14 protein-coding genes and 1 pseudogene are annotated in these 19394 nt (G+C 52.9%); 6 read left to right on the top strand and 9 right to left on the bottom strand.

What is annotated here, in order from left to right; translation table 11 throughout:
* Positions 1-49 precede the first annotated feature (49 nt).
* Both WEB64_RS12835 and WEB64_RS12830 read left to right on the top strand, forming a co-directional pair.
* The gene (locus WEB64_RS12835; protein ID WP_368059847.1) at positions 50-679 is read left to right on the top strand and encodes a metallophosphatase domain-containing protein; all 630 of its coding nucleotides are present in this window, start codon (positions 50-52) and stop codon (positions 677-679) included.
* 30 nt (positions 680-709) lie between these two features.
* A complete protein-coding gene (locus tag WEB64_RS12830; RefSeq protein ID WP_368059845.1) occupies positions 710-2179 on the top strand; it encodes a DUF3336 domain-containing protein in 1470 nt (489 codons plus the stop codon).
* A gap of 241 nt (positions 2180-2420) precedes the next feature.
* On the opposite strand, the pseudogene WEB64_RS12825 reads toward WEB64_RS12830, so the two are convergent.
* A pseudogene (locus WEB64_RS12825) lies at positions 2421-4586 on the bottom strand (YgiQ family radical SAM protein); the annotation flags it as partial.
* A 273-nt stretch (positions 4587-4859) separates the two neighbouring features.
* On the opposite strand from WEB64_RS12825, the gene WEB64_RS12820 reads away from it, so the two are divergent.
* Positions 4860-6716 carry a methyl-accepting chemotaxis protein gene (locus tag WEB64_RS12820; RefSeq protein ID WP_368059843.1) on the top strand — a complete coding sequence of 619 codons (1857 nt, stop codon included), beginning with the start codon at positions 4860-4862 and terminating at the stop codon, positions 6714-6716.
* Between the two features lie 91 nt (positions 6717-6807).
* Here the strand turns inward: WEB64_RS12820 and WEB64_RS12815 are convergent, their stop codons facing one another.
* Together WEB64_RS12815 and WEB64_RS12810 are read right to left on the bottom strand one after the other, a co-directional pair.
* On the bottom strand, positions 6808-7410 hold the full coding sequence (locus WEB64_RS12815) for a mobile mystery protein B (RefSeq protein ID WP_368059841.1): 603 nt from the start codon (positions 7408-7410) through the stop codon (positions 6808-6810).
* Complete coding sequence (locus WEB64_RS12810) at positions 7407-7871, bottom strand: mobile mystery protein A (RefSeq protein ID WP_368059839.1); 465 nt, start codon at positions 7869-7871, stop codon at positions 7407-7409. The genes WEB64_RS12815 and WEB64_RS12810 overlap by 4 nt, the downstream gene beginning before the upstream one ends.
* A gap of 239 nt (positions 7872-8110) precedes the next feature.
* On the opposite strand from WEB64_RS12810, the gene WEB64_RS12805 reads away from it, so the two are divergent.
* Positions 8111-9222, top strand: a protein-coding gene (locus tag WEB64_RS12805) for an IS3 family transposase (protein ID WP_368059837.1) whose coding sequence is annotated in 2 segments (ribosomal slippage) — positions 8111-8372 and positions 8372-9222 — 1113 coding nt in all. Because the reading frame shifts where the segments join, the coding sequence is not laid out codon by codon here.
* Between the two features lie 764 nt (positions 9223-9986).
* On the opposite strand, the gene WEB64_RS12800 is transcribed toward WEB64_RS12805, so the two are convergent.
* The 6 genes from WEB64_RS12800 to WEB64_RS12775 all read right to left on the bottom strand — a co-directional run bounded on the left by WEB64_RS12800 (position 9987) and on the right by WEB64_RS12775 (position 16430).
* Positions 9987-10820, bottom strand: a complete 834-nt coding sequence (locus WEB64_RS12800) for a DUF3883 domain-containing protein (protein ID WP_368059835.1) — start codon at positions 10818-10820, stop codon at positions 9987-9989.
* On the bottom strand, positions 10817-12727 hold the full coding sequence (locus WEB64_RS12795; RefSeq protein ID WP_368059833.1) for an SNF2-related protein: 1911 nt from the start codon (positions 12725-12727) through the stop codon (positions 10817-10819). Before WEB64_RS12795 ends, WEB64_RS12800 begins: the two co-directional genes overlap by 4 nt.
* Before the next feature lie 5 nt (positions 12728-12732).
* On the bottom strand, positions 12733-14061 hold the full coding sequence (locus WEB64_RS12790; RefSeq protein WP_368059831.1) for a hypothetical protein: 1329 nt from the start codon (positions 14059-14061) through the stop codon (positions 12733-12735).
* A 14-nt stretch (positions 14062-14075) separates the two neighbouring features.
* Entirely contained in the window at positions 14076-14540 is a 465-nt protein-coding gene (locus WEB64_RS12785) for a BglII/BstYI family type II restriction endonuclease (RefSeq protein WP_368059829.1), read from the bottom strand.
* Between the two features lie 6 nt (positions 14541-14546).
* Entirely contained in the window at positions 14547-15437 is an 891-nt protein-coding gene (locus tag WEB64_RS12780; RefSeq protein WP_368059827.1) for a site-specific DNA-methyltransferase, read from the bottom strand.
* A gap of 540 nt (positions 15438-15977) precedes the next feature.
* Positions 15978-16430: an acyl-CoA thioesterase gene (locus WEB64_RS12775; protein ID WP_368059825.1), complete on the bottom strand. Its 453-nt coding sequence runs from the start codon at positions 16428-16430 to the stop codon at positions 15978-15980.
* Between the two features lie 141 nt (positions 16431-16571).
* On the opposite strand from WEB64_RS12775, the gene WEB64_RS12770 reads away from it, so the two are divergent.
* Together WEB64_RS12770 and WEB64_RS12765 are read left to right on the top strand one after the other, a co-directional pair.
* Entirely contained in the window at positions 16572-17315 is a 744-nt protein-coding gene (locus WEB64_RS12770) for a sulfite exporter TauE/SafE family protein (RefSeq protein ID WP_368059823.1), read from the top strand.
* A gap of 126 nt (positions 17316-17441) precedes the next feature.
* A complete protein-coding gene (locus tag WEB64_RS12765) occupies positions 17442-19364 on the top strand; it encodes a methyl-accepting chemotaxis protein (protein ID WP_368059821.1) in 1923 nt (640 codons plus the stop codon).
* Positions 19365-19394: the final 30 nt, after the last annotated feature.

Genomic DNA, 19394 nt, shown 5'->3' with positions numbered 1-19394 from the left:
ACCGTACAGGGTAAACTTTTACAGCATCCGAAATCGGAGCCAAGCCACTATGAGAATTGTCTGCATCTCTGATACCCACAGTATGCATCGAGAGATAGAAGTGCCCGAGGGTGACTTGCTGATCCATGCCGGTGACTGCCTGGGTTCGGGAACGCTGACGGAGCTGGAAGAGCTGAATGAGTGGTTAGGCACCCTACCCCATCGTCACAAGATTCTGATTGCCGGTAACCACGACTGGGTCTTTCAGACCGACCCAAAGGAGGCCCGGGAGCGGGTTACCCACGCAACCTACCTGGAGGACAGTGGAATCACCGTCGAAGGGCTGAAATTCTGGGGCAGTCCCTGGACGCCGATATTCTTCGACTGGGCATTTAACCGTCCTCGCGGAGAGGCCATGGCGGAACGTTGGTCGTTGATTCCCGCCAACACGGATGTCCTGATTACCCACGGGCCACCAGCAGGCATTCTGGACCGGGTTCCGACTGGCACCGACATCGCTAACGTCGGATGCGCCGATTTGCTGGAAGCGGTTGAAAAACTTCAACCCAAACTGCATTTCTTCGGCCATATTCACGAAGATCACGGCCAACAGGAGTGGAACGATACTCTTTTCGTCAACGCGAGCACCTGCCGCGGCGATTTCAAACCCCTCAACCCGGCAATCGTCATTGATATCTGATCGCACCCCATCTGATGTATCGTAGGCACTATGGGAAACTCAAAACAGCAACATCAGCAACTGAAAAAACAACTCGCAGAAGCCGTGACCTACGAGCAGTGGTTCGCTGCCGCAGAGGCTCTCGATGAAATGGAAGGCCTACTCGAGTGGCGGGAATCGAGGGGCACTGAATTACTCCATGAGTCACTGATTGGCGAGCACATACAGGCCATGCACCAATGTCGCGAACGGGGCGATACACGGGCCCTGACCCGTGTGCTGCAGGAAAGTCTGTACCGGCATCTGGGCGAGCTGGCCAACCCGGACCTCTATGCCGTCGCCCGCACCGGCACCAAATATCTGGCAACCGAGTTCCTGGACGAAGTGGAGCAGTCCATGAACTTTATCTGTGACCACCCGATGCCAGGCGTTGCCGAAGCCCAGAAACTGGATCTGTTCCGGGATGCCGAACGGGTGTATGGCCAGCCAGCGTTAATGCTCAGTGGCGGTGCAGCCTTCGGCATTTATCACATTGGTGTCACCCGGGCACTGTGGCAGCAAGATCTGCTACCGGAGGTGATCGCCGGTTCCAGTATGGGCGCCATTGTTGCTGGCGCTATCTGTACCCGGAACGACGCCGAGCTGGAGCGCTTCTTTCTCGAGCCTGGCCACATTCATCTGGATGCCTTCCGCTGGCTAGAACCAGGTCGGATCTGGCAGAAGCGCCATGCCATGGACCAACGCCAGTTGCTGGAACACATCCACGCCAACATTGGCCAGCCCAGTTTCCGGGAAGCTTTCGAGCATAGCGGACGAACCCTGAATATTTCGGTATCACCGACCCGCACTCGACAGAAGCCTCGCCTGCTGAACAATATGGCGTCTCCGGAGGTATTGATTGATTCAGCGATTCTGGCCTCCTGCGCCGTGCCCGGCATTTATCCTCCGGTAACCCTCCAGGCCCGGAATGCCAGCAGGGGAATCACCGAGGGCAAACCCTACATGCCCACCGAGCGCTGGATGGATGGCAGTGTCCATGGTGATCTGCCGTTAATGCGGATGGCTCGTCTGCACAACGTCAACCGCACCATCGTCAGCCAGGCCAACCCCCACATTCTGCCGTTTATCAGCCATCACCATGAACGTGGCGCCAAAGCCTCCCTCAAGCAGGCGGCGGCCTCGCTTCTGCACGCCCCGGTTGCCACTACCCTGGAGCTTACTCGTAATTCGTGGTCCCTCGGCATGCTGCGGCCTTTCCTCCAACAGGCTCACGCGATGGCGACCCAGCCCTACTTGGGCGACATCAACATCCAGTTTCCATTCCGGCCGATGCTCTATCGCAAGGTCCTGTCAAACCCAAATCAGGAAGACCTCAATATGTTCATCAAACTGGGCGAGCAGGCAACTTGGCCACAACTGGCAATGATCCGGGATCAGACCCGGATTAGTCGGGCGTTTGCTGAGTGTATCGAGAGATTGAAAGTCAAAGCCGGGAAAGAACGGCTAAATGCGGTCAGCTGATTAGCCATGGCAGTTAGCTAGGGTGGAGCAAAGCAAGCGGGTAAAGCTTTCCAAAACACGCTGTAAATACTTCCCTGTACGCTCGGGCTCCGCCATCCATGGCTCCGCACGGTTTTGGAAAGCTTTACCCGCTCGCTTTACCGCGCTCGTTGAATATCTCGCGCTATCAGCTACGAACCGGTCTCTGCTTTGCTACTTTACCGTTCTTGCCTCGGGCTTTTACCGGTCCACGTGCCGGTTTGGGTGCGCTGCCATCGGTGGACCGTGGCGGCAGGCCGGTATGTTGGGTCAGCAGAGGTTTAGCGGTTTTGCCACCACTGGCCGGTGTAGAGTTCTTGCGCCGGGCACTGTGGTAACCCTCGACTGCAGGCTGGTATTTCGGGATTAGCTGGTGCTTACCGTTACCGATAAGATCCGCCCGCCCCATCGTCATTAACGCTTCCCGCAGCATCGGCCAGTTTTTGGCATCGTGGTAGCGCAGAAAAGCTTTATGCAACCGGCGTTGCTGGGGATCTTTTACCGAACCCACCTTCTCGGACTTGTAGGTGACCTTCCGTAACGGATTGCGGGCGGTGTGGTACATGGTGGTGGCGGTCGCCATCGGCGAGGGGTAGAACGCCTGCACCTGGTCGGCCCGGAAGCCTTTAGCTTTAAGCCACAAAGCCAGATTCATCATGTCTTCATCGGTGGTGCCCGGATGGGCGGCGATGAAATAGGGAATCAGATACTGCTCCTTACCCGCCTCTTTCGAGTACTTTTCGAACATCTGCTTGAAGCGGTCATAGCTGCCAATACCGGGCTTCATCATCTTGTCCAGCACACCTTCTTCCGTGTGCTCTGGCGCAATCTTGAGATATCCACCCACGTGGTGGGTGACCAGTTCCTTGACGTATTCCGGAGATTCCACCGCCAGGTCATACCGAAGGCCGGAGGCAATGAGTACCTTCTTGACGCCCGGCAACTCCCGGGCACTGCGGTAAAGCTGGATCAGCGCGGAATGATCGGTATTGAGGTTTTCACAGATACCCGGATACACACAGGACGGCTTACGACAGGCGGATTCAATTTCCCGGGATTTGCAGGCAATACGGTACATATTCGCCGTAGGGCCGCCCAAATCCGAGACAACGCCGGTGAAGCCCGGAACCTTGTCCCGCATGGCTTCGATTTCCCGCAGGATGGAATCTTCCGAGCGGTTCTGGATGATCCGGCCTTCGTGTTCGGTGATGGAGCAGAAGGTACAGCCACCAAAGCAACCCCGCATGATGTTTACGGAGAACCGGATCATGTCATAAGCCGGAATTTTGGCTTTGCCATAGGAGGGATGTGGCACCCGGGCAAAAGGTTGGTCAAAAACGTAATCCATCTCTTCCGTAGTCAGCGGAATCGCTGGCGGGTTGAACCAGATGTCCTGTTCGCCGTGCTTCTGCACCAGCGCGCGGGCGTTGCCGGGGTTGGTCTCCTGGTGCAGGACCCGGTTGGCGTGGGCATAAAGCACCGGGTCGTTGCGAACTTTTTCAAACGATGGCAGTCGGATAACCGTATTGCCCCGGGTGACTTTCGAGCTCGGCAGCAAATCCACCACGACGGTCTCGTCGCTCTCTTTCTGGGGACCTTCTGCCTGCGTCGAGGAACAGCTTTCCAGTTCCTGGGTGTTGATGTAAGGGCTGAGGATTTTGTCGACCCTGCCCGGGCGGTCCACCCGGGTGGAATCCAGTTCATAAAAACCTTCGATCACATCCTTGCGCACAAACGCAGTACCGCGCACATCGGTGATGGTTTCCACCGGGTGCCCCAGCGAAAGACGATTGGCCACATCAGCGATGGCCCGCTCCGCGTTACCATAAAGCAGGATGTCAGCGCCGGAATCGATCAGGATGGATTTGCGAACCTTGTCCTGCCAGTAGTCGTAATGGGCAATACGCCGAAGCGATGCTTCGATGCCGCCCAGCACCACCGGCACGTCACCAAAGGCTTCTTTGCAACGATGAGTATAGACAAGGCTGGCACGGTCCGGTCGTTTACCACCCATGCCGCCAGGCGTATAGGCATCGTCTGAGCGCACTTTGCGGTCGGCGGTGTAGCGATTGATCATGGAATCCATGTTGCCCGCCGCCACGCCGAAAAACAGGTTGGGCTTCCCCAGCTTCAGGAAATCATCCACTGAGTGCCAATCTGGCTGCGCAATGATACCGACCCTGAAACCCTGCCCTTCCAGCAAGCGCCCGATGACCGCCATGCCGAAAGACGGGTGATCCACGTAGGCATCACCGGTCACGATAATGATGTCACAGCTATCCCAGCCCAACTGGTCCATCTCTTCCCGATTCATCGGCAGGAACGACGACAGTCCGAAACATTCGGCCCAGTATTTCGGGTAATCAAAAAGTGGCTTGGCAGACTGCATAATAGTGACCGGGGCTCCTCGTCGCATCGACGGTAGAGTGAGTGGGACTGCGGCTTGATTTATTTCGAAAAGGGCGCGGAATATAGCACATTTTTTAATCAAAACCTATCGGTAACCAACGCTTACCAAAGATCATGTATGGATACTTTACAGTTCTTCATTACCGGACTTTAATACTAGGGAGTTAACTGTTCCCCACCAAGCCATGCCCCGTGACGTGGGCGTCTGCTTGCTGCTAACCGTTCCGCTCTCATGATTATCAGGAAGTAGACTATGAGACTGTTGTCCCTTTATACCAATCTGTCCATCGCCGTAAAGCTCTGGAGCGGGTTCGCAGTGCTGATCCTGTTGTCCCTGCTGATCGGTCTCGCCGGCTCCCAGGCGTTAAACAGCTACCATCAGCGCTCCAGTATCGTGGCGACCACCAGCACCATTGAAACGGCCCTGCTCGATGCGCGTTCGGAAGAGAAGAGCTTCCTGCTGACCGGCGATCCCGACTATCTTGAAAACGCCAAATCCCAGAGCAACAGGGTAATTGAAGGCACCCAAATGCTGGCCGGGCAGTTAGTGATCGCCTCGGACCTTACGCTGGTCGACACGGTCAGCGACAACGCACGCCAGTATCTGAACCGGCTCGATGAGCTCGCCTCCCGGGTGGCGGCACGACAAACCGCGATCACCGAAGTTGAAACCAGAGGCTGGGCATTGGAAGGCCGCTTGGCTATCGAGGAGGACCTCTTTGCCGTCAACTCCCTGCTTCGACAGATCCGGCGCGATGAACGCAGCTTTTTGATTGATAACCAGAACAGCGTGGTCATGACCATCGAGAACACGGCCAGCCGGGCTTTAAGAGTGATCGAGTCGTCTTCCCTGGACCCGGACATGAAGCAGTCCGTAGTTGATCTGTTTCAAGGTTATCTGGATGCTTTCCTGGCTACCGTGGTGGCGGTGGAGCAAGCTGCTGAAACCGAGGAGGCGCTGAAGGTGCTGGCAAGTGACAGCATCGTGGCCGCCACCAGCCTGAGGAAAATACAGCTTGGCCGGATGGATGAGGATCGCAATGATGCCATGACCCTCATTATGGCGACGACAGCCATTGTTATTGTTCTCGGTGTTTTGCTGTCGTGGCGCCTGACCCGGAGCATTTCTCTTCCGGTTCGAGAGGCCGTCACCGTTGCCCAAAGGGTAGCCGCAGGTGATTTGCGCAAGGATGTCAAAACCGACCGTCATGACGAGTTCGGCCAACTACTAAAAGCACTTGGGCATATGACGACCAATCTGCGGAGCCTGGTCGTGGGCATCAACGGCGGGGCCAATAACATCGCTGCAGCGGCGGAGGAACTTTCAACGGTAACCGAACAAAGCAGCCTGGGCGTTAACCAGCAACGGGATCAGACTGACCAGGTTGCGACTGCGATGAATGAGATGGTTGCTACCGTTGCCGAGGTTGCCCGCAGCGCCGAGAGCGCGTTTTCGGCTGCGGGCCAATCCAGCGAAAAGGCAAAATCCGGGGAGCAGGCCGTCGAGGGCACGTTGTCATTTGTCAATCAACTGGCCGAAGAAGTCGAAACCGCCCGAACCCAAATCGGCAAACTGCAGACGGAAACCCGCAATATTGGCTCCGTGCTCGATGTCATCAAATCCGTCGCTGAACAAACCAATCTGTTGGCTCTGAATGCTGCGATAGAAGCCGCACGTGCTGGTGAGCAGGGTCGTGGGTTTGCCGTCGTGGCGGACGAGGTTCGATCACTGGCCAAACGAACGCAAACCTCTGCTGTTGAGATCGAAGGGTTGGTCACCAGTCTGGTCAGCAGTGCCGAAGCTTCTTTCAGCACCATGGAATCCAGCAGCAAGCTCGCCAGCCACACCCTGGACAGCGCCCGTGCTACAGGTGAAACCATTCTCGCCATTGCGCAGTCTGTCGGGGCTATACGAGACCTGAACAGTCAGATCGCGACGGCGGCGGAGCAACAAACGTCGGTTGCGGACGATATCAACCGGAATATTACGGTTATTCGGGATATCGGTGACCAGTCAGCCGCTTCCGCCAATCAGGTATCTGGCTCGGCGAATCAACTGGCGCGACTGGGTGAGGAGCTTCGCACCCAGGTTGAGCAATTTAACGTCTGAACTCAAACCTATGTTCTCACCAGCTCTTCCTTCAGTCAGCCCAACCGACCCGCCTTGACCAACTGGCGCCGGATGCCAGGCACCGGTCGGATCAAGAACAGATCAGCTTTGCGCCTACGAATACCAGAAGCGGATAAAAATCACCTCCATCGGCAGAGCGCAGTGCGGTGATATAGGCCGCACGACGCTCGTTGTCGGCTTGTAGGTCAAAGCCGCTCGCCCAAACCACGGGTGAATGATCGTAAACTTCCTCTAAAAGGATATCGGTGGCGATACGGGCGTGGCGGCCATTTCCGTTTGGAAAAGGGTGTATCTGGACCATCCGGTGATGAAAGCGCGCGGCGGCCTCAAGCGGCGTAAAAACCTCGTGTTTCGACCAGTAGTGCGCATTCTCCAACAGCATGCGAAGCTGCGCTCCAATCTGGAATGGATCAATGCCGATGTTCTTTTCGGTGAGGCGATACTCGCCCGCCCAACGCCAGACATCGCCAAATAGCCGCTTGTGGAGCGTCCGAATGAAACTATCGTCGAAGATATCGCCTCCGCGCCGCCGCGATACCCACGCAAGCCCTTGCTCGATATTAGCCTGCTCCAGTTCGTCCAGCTCACCACGTGTGGTTACATGACTTAATTTTAGCCCTTGATTCTCGTCAGGATCGAGCGGCGTTGCTCCGTCGGGTTCCTCGAAAATCATTTGATCTCCCAGAAATCCGGCGGCAGGTCACGCGCCAACTCGTCGGCAAGCTCCTCGATCCGCTGTTTTGTCTGGGCGCTCGGCAAGGACTGCTTCTCAAGCGCCATGTGGGCGCTTGCGCGGCGGATACGGGCTTCGGCTTTGCGCCGCGCCTGCGTGCGAATCACCTCATCAACGCTGCCCTCGGGGACGATGGCGTAAACAAAGCGCCCGCCCATGGCTTCGGCGAGCTTCTGCATCTGGTTGATCGTGATCGCGCCGTCACGTTCGTTGCGCTCAGCCTGATAGACCGCGTTGCGGCTGACGTTCATGCGGACGGCAACCTCTGCTCCAGACATGCCGAGCGCCTTGCGCATCGTGACAAGCCATCCTTCAGACGGCATCTGGATAGACTCAAGCTGCTGCGCAGCACGATCCGCGATCCTCACATATTGCTTTCTGACCGTGCTCTTAATACTCATTACCTATCATCTCATGGGCATTAAAATAATTTTGTATATCATATGATAGTTTAAAATCATTCTATGTCAATTTATTGATGTTCAAAATGACACTAATGCCTATCAGATAATTAGCAAAAAACCTTATCACCCTATCTGATGATAGGCATAGAAAAGTTGTCCTTATGTAAACATCCCTTAAAATCGGTGCATGCGTAGTTAGAGTTCTCCGGCCTACAATGAGGCAAACGGAGGACTGGATGAAAAAATCACGGTACAGCGAGTCCCAGATCGTCAATATCCTGAAAGAGGTTGAAGGCGGCAGACTGGTCAAGGAGGTGTGTCGGGAGTACGGCATCTCCGATGCGACCTACTACAACTGGAAGTCCAAGTACGGCGGTATGGAGGCTTCTGATGTGAAACGCCTGAAGGAGCTTGAGGAAGAGAATCGGCGACTGAAGCAGATGTACGCTGCGCTGAGTCTGGATCACAAGCTGCTGAAGGATGTGATCGAAAAAAAGCTGTAAAGCCAGCCGTTCGACGAGAACTGGTGGATTACCTCAAGCAGGCTCATGGCGTCAGTACCCGCCGAGCCTGCCGAATTGCTGGCATCAGTGACTCCGTGTATCGATATAGAGCAGATGCGTCCCGAGATACACCGGTGATTGCGGCGCTTCAGACGGCTACTGAACGCTATCCAGCCTACGGCTTCAGCAAGCTGTTCAAAGTGCTGAGGCGATGGGGACATGGCTGGAATCACAAACGGGTGCACCGGCTGTACTGTGCGCTCAACTTGAATATGCGTCGAAGGGGCAAGAAGCGGCTTCCTACGAGAAATCCTGAGCCTCTGAGCGTGTCAGCGACTGCCAATAAGTGTTGGTCCATGGATTTCATGAGCGACAGCCTGTTCTGTGGTCGCCGATTCCGGACGTTTAACGTAGTGGACGACTTTAATCGGGAAGTGCTGGCCATTGAGATTGACCTGAATTTACCGGCACCGAGAGTTATTCGGGTACTGGAACGCATCATCGCCTGGCGAGGCTACCCGGCCAAACTGCGCATGGATAACGGTCCAGAGTTCATTTCAATTGCTCTGGCGGATTGGGCTGAGCAACACGGCATTGCGCTGGAATTCATCAAGCCGGGAACACCCACCCAGAACTCTTACGTTGAGCCCTTTAATCGAACTTACCGGGACGAGATTCTGAATATGTACGTCTTCCGGAACCTCACAGAAGTCCGACAACGAACAGAATCTTGGATGACGGAATACAACGATGAACGGCCCCACGATTCACTGGAAGACCTGACGCCATGGGAATATCTGGCGAAACACCAACGGGCGGAAAACTCTAATCAGCGGTGCAACTAAAACAGGGATGTTTACACTCAGGCCAGCCGCGCGATTTCTGAAGTTAAAACAGTGATAGACTAAGCCCCGCTTCATACTTCAACCGTGCCGTGACGAACACACTCGCACCGTCATGACGCGTCACAGTTTCAGAGAAATTATAGCGCTGGCGATAGCTGGCCTCAGTGTCAGTAAGCGATGTTTTCAAAGGGGTCAAAAAATTGATAGGAGAAGAAACGCAACCGGAGAGCAAGAGCGGGGGCACCTCGTGAAGGTGTTGACATAAAGGACCATATCCCGCTGTCAATGGCCATTCATTTAAACACTCCTGCAGCATTCAAATGTTAATTCCATCATAGGATAGCCCGTGATGTCGTAACGCCTTGGTCATCTTGCCTTCCAAACTGCGGCTACTCCAAGGCTTGAGCCAAGCCAGCTCGTCCTGATCCAGATCAGCTATAATTCTTCTATGACTTTGTCATAGACATATAGCTTTATTGGACTTTCCTCTCTTCCTAACTCTCGATTGCATATGCAACCGGTCTAGACCCGCGCCAATACGCGGATGGGATTATTCTGCACGTTCAAAAGAGAGGTAGGAGAGGTACGCACACTGGAGCGAGCCTTATTCAAGCGTTTAGGGCTATGAGGTACGCCGAACTAAACAGCCAGTCACGGTTGGCGATACACTTGCAATGGCTTAAGGCCGAATGGCCGAGACCGATGAGGACGGGCTCGATCCACAACGGCCCAACCTATGGTCATGTTAAAAGTAGGCAAGTATTCTAGTGATTTTGAATAGGTATGTCAGCATTCTTCCAGGTCCCCTTGCCACTATCCACTGGAATATGCGGCGCAATTTCGGCAACGGTTCGCACGTACAGCGCAGGTGGGCTTTGATTCATATCCCAGACGTGAAAAATGTAGGACTCACCGGCTTTCTCTGCCTTATTCCATTCATGGCGAGTCACAATGAAACGCATGGGCGAGAGTGTGGTGGACTTAACCTCGATTAGCTGGTTCTCAATGCCGAAGGGACCATGCTCATACGAGAGGACGTCATAGCCTGCAAAATTGTCGTCGAATCCAGGCCATTTAGGCTCCAATGCAATGCCGATATCGCTTAGTCTACGTCGTTCATGTTCTATGGTCAGCAATTCTGCCGCGCGACCCTGCTCCATTTTTTGTTGATCAGAAGCCAGCCTTGCATAACCAGAAACATCGTCCCACCACACCACGACATGCAGCGGCGTCGGATTCAATGTTAATCCTGCCGCTGCAAACACATCTTGATCATTGGCGCTAAGCCTCTTAATAAAACGGGCTCGACCCTGACGCATGAGTTTTGCCCAGATCGGCTGGTGCTTAAGCAATACTCCCTTGATGCATGCCTGATAGAATAAATGTCCGTCTAAAGGACCGTCTTTCTCTACAAGTTCAGAGAGATAAACAGAAGCCTCCATATCCAAAGAATGAGCATCAGCTTCGACGCTGTCTATGAGCGCGAGCAAATCCGATACGATTAAATCTGGATGACCGAATTTATACTTCCTGAAGAGCCTTAAGCCCTCAAGGCACGGCAAAGATAGTAGTCTCTCCGTGGAGATCAGCACGCTCATACCTCCTCCAGCGGAACATCCGCAGCGGCACCCTCCATCTCTGAGATGAGGTCGATGATATCTTTAAGCTCAACATCATAATCGATGGGGTCAGCCGCCTCTTCTTCATCGAACGCGAGCTCGTGCAGGTCGGGATCGTCCAACAACGACTGCATGTTTCGAATTTTCTCGGTCAAGCGCCGACTAACTGACATATCAATACTCCCTATCACAGGCGGAGCTTTCGAGCGATAGATGTGTATGTGGGTCTCCTGGTCAGGCCTGAGCCCTAAACGATGTATTCGGTCGATGGATTGCAGATAATGTGTGGAGACGTAACTGCGATCTGCATAAATAGCATTATGACAAACGGTATGAAGACTTATGCCTTCACCTGCAGCAGCCGGATTAGCAACGAGAACGAAGCAACCGTCATCTTCATGAAAGCGGCGAATTTTCCCTTCACGACTTTCAGGATCACTGGGCGTCCCCGACGGAACCCCTCCGTGAATAAAAACAGGGTTGAGGTCAGCCAAAGATGACACGAAACTGTTAATGGTATCTGTAAAAATTGTCCAGATAACCGATTTCTGACCCTTCTCGGCCAACGCGTATGCATGGTCCATCACAGCTCGCATTTTAGCGGAATGTCCTTCCTCTAAAACTTGATCGACTATTGCGGACTCGACCCGCACATCGTCATTAGCCATTGAGCTTAAGGCCAAAGTAGGGTTTACGGAAAGCTGCAGCAAACGCATAACTGATTTGCGGGCGCGCAAAAACTGAGCAGCGCCCATCCCCTTCGAGAGCTGCCTGGAGTGATCCCGCACAAACTCATTTCGGATTACAGAATACAACGCAAGTTGTCCAGGATCCATACTCACGTCAATAAAGTGGCGTTCAGCACGAGGGAGCCCCAACTCCCTTTTTGTAGTACGAACATAGAGGTTACCAAGTACATCGCGGGGGGACTTGCCATGGGAGATTTCGAGCCCGTAGCCATGTCCTGGCCAAAGAAAGTCGAGTTGAGACTCCATGTCTGATGCGGCTTGCGGCATAGGAGTACCGGTAAGAATGTCACGCCGGACGGGATCGTCGGCAGTCCGTAGAAAGAACGCGCCCCGTTGTGATTGCCATCCCGCTTTCATGCGATGGGACTCATCAAGTACAAGATGAGTTCGTGTGGTGGCGAAATGCGACGCTAACAAGCCTTGCTGACGAATCATCATGTCATAGGAAATAATGAAACGTCTCGCGCCGGAACTCAGGGCTTTGCGTGTCTCGTCTTCCGAACCAACTAATAAAGTGAATGGTTCAGCCCCGCTGTCTGGCGCATTTTCCTCCATGCATTCTTCTACGATGTCAATCCAAGCTTGGAAAGCTGCTTTCGGAGCAACGACAATCAAATGCTGATTTGATTGCTGAGTAAGCATATGTAGTGCGAATGTTACGGTAGTCTTTCCCGCGCCAGGTACAGAGAAGTTTGCGCCGTTATTTAAAGAGAGCAGATGAGAAAGGTCGCGAAGTTGAAAGTCCTTCAAATTCCGTTTTGTAAAACCGATCTCCTTCAGGCGTAAATCAATCTCTTCCGGGGACAGGGCGTTGCTAATCTGGTTACGCTGTTCGCGTGTCTTCCTTAACTGGGCAGAAAATGCGCTCAACTTTTCTTCGGCCACTCCTTCCGGCCTAAACCGAAAGTGAAGACTTTTCTGGTTGGACTTGCTGCCGAGTTCCCTTACAACGCCTAGTGTGTCTGGCCACGAAAGGTTTATCTCGCCCTCCGAGATAGTGTGATCTAGTCGTTTTGTACGAATGGAAAGCTTCAGGCGTGCCCAGATTGCGGTTTCTAGCGCATCGCCCTGGAGGGACAGAGTGCCGCTGTGATCTTCATTGTAGCGAATTATTACGGTGGTCGGTATTTCTCTCACACCACTTACTCCTCGTTCTCATGGCCCGAGGTTGCCTTGTTTTTACGCTCGACTATCACAGCCTCTATCTTATTTAGACCGTTACGTATCGACTCGATTTGCTTGAGCATAGCTGGCAGAGTTTTCGACCCTGCCATGCTCACGTCGATACTCGTAATTCTTGAATTAATTTGTGCAAGTGCTTTAAGCGCTGCCTCATCGTTTTGTTGACCTTTCGCCAGTTCTATAGCTGTCTCGCAAGCATCGATAAGGGTGCTAACTGCCTCATCTTTGGCGGTTTCATCACGCAGAGCTTCAATGATTGCCGTATAGTCTTCAGTCGATTCATTTGAATCAATGTCTATGGCGAAATCTTCATCGTCATCTTTTGCATCGTGGTTGCTTGGTAGCTCCAGTTGGTCTTCGAGAATTTCTAGGACTTTCGGAGCCAGTTTGCCAAATGCGGAATTAAGTCGATACACGCGGCCACTGACCCTTTCCCGGTTCTCGTAAATCGACCATGCAATGGCGCGACTTGCGTTCTGAAGGTTGGCGTCCTTCTTAGCTATGGCCTTTGGAATGTCGCCAAAAATCTGCTGACCCTCCTGGACAAGATCATACTCGCCAGGTTTATCGATCCATTCACTTAGGTACAGATCAGCTTCATCTAGCGCTTGGAGGACATTCTCAATGTCGAGCTTGCTGCGACGTAGGCGGTCTGCGACCTGCTTAGTAGATCTATTCTTGCCAACCTGCCGCCGGATAAGGCGAGCATCTCCAATCCAATCGTAGTCCAGCTTTGTCTGTGGTCTCGCCTGCAGGTCAGCTTCAATATCATCTATTTCATCTCTGGTAACATCCGACGGTAGAACAGAACAACGAACATGCGTGAAGCGCTCATCAACAGAACCATCTTTGCGTGAAAGTAGCTCGCGTATTGCACTAAGTCGGCGGTTTCCATTCACGACAGTGCCGGTACTTGTGATAAGTATCGACTCTCGTTGACCGTCCTCTTGCAGAACAGAGATGATCGGGGTGACAGAATCTGTGCCCTGATTGGCAAGTTTCGCAAGGATGTTATGCTGAGCCTGTTGCGCGGAGGTTAATTCTTGACCTTTCTCGAAAAAATCCTTTTCTCGTCCCTGCCGCGCTATCTCAGTCTGCTGGGCACTAAAGGTTCGACAGTTCTCCATTCGATAAACTGGCACATCAATCGGTAGGGAAATTACTTTTGGGGTATGACTACCGCTTCGAAATTCATAGATTGTTTCACCGAATTCGTCAGAAGCCTCAAGGCGTTTGGCTATCATGGCCTCGCGTTCTGAGCGAGGCTTTATCTTAATGCTGTAAGTCATTCAGCCCCTCACTTTTACTCGAATGCGACCACGAGGATCGGAACGGTGATCACGCGATCAAAGAGCTGGAGCTCGTTGATTACTCGTTCTGCGTTCGCAATGTTGTCTCCGATTACCTTAGCAGCTTCCTTCGTCGGCAATGCTAGCGCCGCCGCATTGATCTTCTGACTTTGAAACAAATACTGTAATTTCAAAAGGTCATATGGGGCCCTACTCATATTTCCCGTTTGAAGCTGAAATGCTAGATCGTCCTTCATCGAAAAAACCTTTATTCCTGAATCCGAATCAAGTCGGACGTCGAGCGCCCAGCCCTCATTCATAAACTCGCCTTCTACGTGCTTGCGTATATCCGAGGTACAACGGGGTTCGATCTTAACTGCAGGAGCTTCAAAAACGTCTGTAAGCCACTCTTTCAGCTCCCGACGTTCCCACTCAGTACCTGCACTATGATGGTTATCGTATGTGTATGCGAGCTTCATGGAGGCCTACTTTTCGTTTGGGTCATAGACGGGCTTGTTCATTGGACGGGTTCTCAATTTGCCGGCTCGCAGTTCATGAACGCGCTCCCAGGCAATATCGACGTATCCTTTATCTAAATCACATCCAAAGGCATGGCGACCATGTTTGAGTGCAGCAATTGCCGACGAGCCTACGCCAAGGTATGGATCTAGAACATTCTCACCTTCGTTAGTTAAAGCCAAGACAAGCCGCTCGACTAATCCCACGGGGAACTGGCATGGGTGGTCTGTCTTTTCCACGTGATTCGACTTAACATTGGGGATATCCCAAACATCAGAAGGATTCTTTCCCAGAGGGTTGCTAGAAAGCTCACCTTTGTTGGGACCCTTAAAGTGCTTCTTGTTTGGGTATTTGGATGGGATGCGAACTGGATCAAGATTGAAGGTATAATCATCAGATTTTGTGAACCACAAAATTGTCTCGTGGCGTCCAGAAAAACGTTTCTGACAATGCAAGCCGTGACCAAAAGTCCATACAATTCGGTTGCGAAGCTGTAACCCATGATTTTTAAAGAGAGGGTACAGGAGAATGTCGAGTGGGAAAACTTCACCACTATCTATGTGATTCCCAACTTGCCAGCAAATTGAGCCATTTGGAGAAAGTAAGCGCACCGCTTCCGCAATGCAGGATGCCTGGTCTTCTATGTATTGGCTTTGAGTTGCGCGCTTTTCGTATTCTTTCCCTATATTATAAGGAGGAGACGTAACAATTAGGCCCATAGATTCATCCGGAAGACGACGCATGAACCTAAGATTATTTTCGCATGATATTTCTGCATCGGTATCGCGCTGAAGTCTTTTAATTTGAGCAGAAGAGTGACTACCGTTTGCCTGAATGCTCCCTAATGATGTGCTCATGTTGCCTCTATGTTTTTTCTTTTCCTGCACCAGTTGATTTTAGCTTGTGCGTCTATCAAACATGGAAGCATTATATAATATATCTTTTTTTAGTGTGGCATAGGATGTGGTGGGCGGCAAGCGCTCTCCGCCTATCGTCTTCGCTGACAGTAGAGCGATACGGGCGATCGCCTAGCCTCAGTCGACGTTGGATACAATACCTTTGGATTACGCGGCAAACAAGGCAAGATAACGACATCAAGCCCAGCCGTGGTCCCAACAATAGTGGGCCGGAATGTTCTCTCAGGTATTCGGCGACTAACCAGGCGTGCGTGGTTCGGCGTACCAGCGATACATCACTTCAACGCCCATATTGAGTATGCTGCTCAGAGCCTCCATACGCTCCTCATTATCTCGGATCGCGCGAGCACCGAAAATAACCCCTATGCTCTCACTAACCCTTCCTTCAGCCAACCCAACCGCCCCACCCCGACCAGTTGGCGCTGAATGCCAGGCACCGGGCGGATCATGAACAGATCACCGTTGCGGGGGAATGCGAGATTACTCGCCGGCGTGGCTGATCACGACTCCGGGCCCGCCTTGCTCAAGCAGCCCTCGGACCTGGTCTGAGATGACCGTTTTCGCCATCTCGGACGGCCGGATCAGCACATAGGTTATATCCGCGTCCAGAACCGGATCGGACTCACCATAGCGGAATAATTCGAGGTGTAAGACAAACGAAGTATTGCCTATCCGACCCGGAATCAGTCGCGCTTCCAGCACATCATCAAATCTCGCCGGGGCCTTCCAGTTCATGGTCAGGCTCACCACCTGAATGTCCAGGTCCTGAGCCAGCATATTCTGATAATCCCCGAATAGGGTCCGGATGTATTCATTGACGGTAATATCCACAAAGTCCGCGTATCGGGCGTTGAAGACCACCCCCTGGGCATCACATTCGCCGTAGCGGACTCGAAAACGGAAAATAAACGGCTGGACCGAGGTTTCTGTCATCGTTTTTTGTCCTGTCAAAGTATTGATGACTCCAAGAGTAACCATCAGAGCGTTCAATAGACAAATCTCCTGCCATCCATCAGGATAACGTCCCTCTGGAAACGATCATGTCTTCACGCCTGAGCCAGGAGACTCTCTGCCATGCCTGCCCCTTTCGATTCTCCCCTGTTCTGGTTGCTGGCCGTTATCGGTGTAATCATCACCGGCATTTCAAAATCGGGGTTTGCGGGTGGTGCCGGGGTACTTGCAGTGCCTTTGATGGCGCTGGTGATTCCTTTGCCAATGGCCACAGTAATCATGCTGCCGGTACTTCTGTTCATGGATGTAAAAACCATCCAAATCTACCGCAAACACGCCTCCGTCGAGACTCTGAAACGTATTGTACCGGCCGCGCTGGTAGGCATTGTGTTGGGTGGCCTGGTGATGGGAATGTTATCCAATTCTGCGCTGGAACTGATCACCGGGGCCATTTCAATAGTGTTCGCCAGTTGGCAGCATGTGTCCGGCGCCCTGCGTCGATTTCAGCAGGCAGGTTGGTTCTGGGGAACGGTTTCCGGAATCACCAGCACTCTGATTCATGCTGGCGGACCACCCATCAATGTCTACTTTCTGGGCCGCGAACTGGCCAAGCTGCAATGGCTAGGCACGGCAGCCGTCCTGTTCGGAGTCATGAATCTGGTCAAGGTTGTGCCCTACAGCCTCAACGGCTTCTGGGAAGTCCGCCTGCTGTGGATTTCGCTCGCGATGGTACCTGCAGCATGGATCGGAGTGCAGTTGGGTCACACTATCCAGAAGCGTTTTGATGGCGAAACCTTCACCCGAATATGCCGGGTGCTTCTGGTGGTGTCCGGTACCGGGCTGGTGGTGAAAGGACTGTTTTTCTGACGCTCCAATAAGATGTCTCAGGTTTCCAACGTGTGTGCCGATAAGCAATTAACTGTTGAAAACATTTTCACTACTAATCCTCTGGTCAGTGAATCAATTTCATCCTAATTGCTTAAGGTGCTCACTATGTCAGTGAACAGGAAGTTTCTTCTGGCGGTCGCCATACTTATCGCCCTGATAGCCGTCATTGGCTCGGCCCTCACCATTTATACCCAGAAAAATGCCATCGTCGAAGCGGCCAACGATCAAGCAAATGAAGCCAGCGACAATGCTATACGCATTCTGACCGTCACCGACGAAATCATGATGGCACGGGTTCGAAGCAGCATGAAAATTCTCGTTGCGCGGGGGCTGCAAATCGGCCAACCCAGTTTGGGAAACCGGGTAGAAGTGGGAAACAAAAATGTCCCGGACCTTTATCTGGGTGGTGAGGCGCAGGCGAACAACTATGAGCTGGTTGACAGTCTCACGGCGGACATGGGGGGCACGGCCACTTTGTTTGTGTTTGACGGTAAGGATTATGTCCGGGTTTCAACCAACGTCCAAAAGGAAGGCAAGCGTGCAACCGGCACGGTGTTGAACCCGGAAGGAGGAGCCTTCAAGGCCATCAAATCGAACCAGGCGTTTTACGGGCAGGTTGATATTCTCGGCAGTCCATATCTCACTGGTTATGCACCTATCAATAACTCGGTAGGAGAAGTCATCGGTATCTGGTACGTAGGCTATTCGGCGGACATGTCGACCATAGCGGACAGCGTCAGCAATGCAGCCGTTCTTGAAAACGGGTTCACTGCCCTGGTGGACAACCTGGGGCGGATCCGTATGCATTCAGACAACCACTCTGCCGAAACCATCGAAGCGGCGCTGGCAAGTCAGGATGCCGATTGGGTAATAACCCGCAAGCCATTCGCGCCCTGGGGCTACGAGGTGGTTTCCGCGTACTCCAATGACGATGTGGCTGGCATGGTTGCTTCTGCCTCAGTGACGGTGGCGTTAATTATTGGCGGTATTGGTGTTTTAATCATTGCAGCCATAAGCGGGCTCATCGCCTCTGTTATCGCACGGCCCATGAAGGCCCTGACCAGCACCGTCAACAACATTGCTGAGGGGGAAGGTGATCTCACTGTGCGCTTTAATTCAACCAGCAAGGATGAGTTCGGCAAGATGGCGCAAGGATTCGACAAGTTGCTGGACAAGATCCAGGCGACCATCCGTGAAGTGGGGGATTCTGCAGCGGAACTGCTCTCATCTTCAAAAGAACTTTCTTCTATCGCTGAAGGCTCCAGCAAGGCCGCCAGTGCGCAGACACGGGACACCGAGCACGTGGCCTCATCTATGCACCAAATGTCTGCAACAGCTCAGAATGTCGCCGAAAGTGCCTCCATTGCAGAGGAAGCGGCCAAGAGTGCAGACACTCAGGCAAAGACCGGCCACCAGTTGTTGCAAGAAACTATCAATGTTATTGAGCAGCAATCAAAAAGTATCAGCGAGTCCGTGGCTGCCGTGACCGAGCTTGATGAGCACAGTAATAATATTAGCGGTGTGCTGGATGTAATCCACTCCATTGCGGAGCAGACCAACCTGCTCGCTCTGAATGCCGCCATTGAGGCCGCCCGCGCCGGTGAACATGGCCGAGGGTTCGCTGTGGTATCCGATGAAGTGAGGTTGCTGGCCAATCGCACCCAGAGTTCGATCGATGATATCCGGACCCAGATTGAACGTCTCCAGGCAGGTTCAAAAGATGCCTCGAGCAAAATGAAGGGTAATCAAAAACTGGCGGAAAGTATTTCGAACAAAGCGCGGGAGTCGGGCGACGCTATCAGTCGGGTGCTTGGAGCGGTAAGCAGTATATCTGAACGCAATACCGATATTGCCAGCGCAGCTGAGGAGCAAAGTCAGGTTTCCGAGGAAATCAACTCAACGCTCGACCGCATCCGCCAGAATGCAGAGGACACCTCAGTGCGGGTCGATGAAACACGAGTTTCCAGCGAAGCTCTGACAGCCCTCGCTGAACGACTGAAAACCCAGTTGGCCCACTATCGAGTTTAAGAATGCCCCGATAGAATTTTATATTCCTCA

Source organism: Marinobacter sp., from assembly GCF_040882185.1.
Classification (GTDB): domain Bacteria; phylum Pseudomonadota; class Gammaproteobacteria; order Pseudomonadales; family Oleiphilaceae; genus Marinobacter.
Note: the sequence above shows the minus strand (reverse complement) of the source record. Positions and strands in the feature narration are given on the sequence as shown.